The following is a 1,191-nucleotide window of genomic DNA, read 5'->3' as shown; positions in this document are numbered from 1 at the left end:
TACGAACGCAACCCCCGCAACTACCTCGCCTTCCTCGGCCTCGCCGCCACCATCTGCTGCTACAAACGACACCTCCGCCTCACCACGTAGGACACAGTCTTAGGCCGCGATCACCCTCATGATCAGGCGGATCACCCGTCGAAGCTCCCGTAGAAGCAAACAGCAGGCCTCCCGCGAAGCTCAGCGGGACTGATCGTTCTCAAGGCCACCACCGGCACCTTCATCCTGTCCGGTTGAAATCACCGGCCATACCTGCACCGGCATCGTTTTGCGTCCTGTACAGGCTAACGCTCGGCTCGAAAATGAGAACGGACCTTCAAACGACCAGATTGACCCTCACGGCCTTCGTCGTGATCACTCGCATCTTGATCGGAGCACATGATCAGATGAAGGCCGCCCACGTCGGATAATACGCAGGTCAGTGACCCAGTTTAAGGAAAATCTCGACGCTGGAGGTTGAGAACATACTTACCGAGTGCGGGAGCTTGAGTTATTGCCGTTCTGGTTTCCGTTCTGGTTAGTTGCTGCAGTATAGGAAGGCGGGGCGTGGTTATGCGACTGCTGATAACTGGGCGGCGGGTCACCTACCACACGCTGGGAAGCCCCGTACAGGATGCGACGCTGCTGCTCCACGTCCGATACATCTTCGATCCTCTCGGTACGCTCCAGAGCTGGCATTTCCACCTCTTCATTCGTTTCTAGCCCAAGCAACACTTCTACTACGGGACTCAGGGGTCGAAGGTTCAGTGAGCCTCATTCTGTCGTGGTTGAACTGCTGGTGTGCACGCGCTGTTCGCCGTGGTGGTAGTACGGGATGCGGACGATGGCCGGCGCCCTGGTAGGCGCGGTCTGCCAGCACAAGAATTTGGCCGCGTCAGGCAGGCCTGCACGATGCCGTGGGCGCGGGCCGGCCAAGTCGTGTGGGCGGCTGAGTGCTGCGCGAGAGAAGCACAAGGTGTGCCGTCTGGGCGGGCGATGAGCTGCACCTTCATCCCGTGCACCTGCTTCCGGGTGATCAACCAACCTTCGGCTGGGCCCGCCCGAAACTCCGCACACCCCAGGCGGCTCACTGAATCGTTTTCATCCTGTCCTGCAGGGGTGATGAGGCAGGTCAGTGGGGTGGTGTGACGAGGCGAGGCTCCTGGTCGTTGCGGTGGTGTTCTCTGCGCACCACGCTTCGTCCGAGGAGCC

General features: G+C 60.2%; 2 pseudogenes. One reads left to right on the top strand and one right to left on the bottom strand.

Going from position 1 to position 1,191, the window contains the following annotated elements:
• Window positions 1-90, top strand: a pseudogene (locus ACH4C6_RS36470) (IS5/IS1182 family transposase); the annotation flags it as partial.
• Window positions 91-739: 649 nt separating this feature from the next.
• On the opposite strand, the pseudogene ACH4C6_RS36465 reads toward ACH4C6_RS36470, so the two are convergent.
• Window positions 740-1,001, bottom strand: a pseudogene (locus ACH4C6_RS36465) (transposase family protein); the annotation flags it as partial.
• Window positions 1,002-1,191: the final 190 nt, after the last annotated feature.

Origin of the sequence: Streptomyces sp. NPDC017943 (genome assembly GCF_044328425.1) — a bacterium.
Classification (GTDB): domain Bacteria; phylum Actinomycetota; class Actinomycetes; order Streptomycetales; family Streptomycetaceae; genus Streptomyces; species Streptomyces djakartensis_A.
Note: the sequence above shows the minus strand (reverse complement) of the source record. Positions and strands in the feature narration are given on the sequence as shown.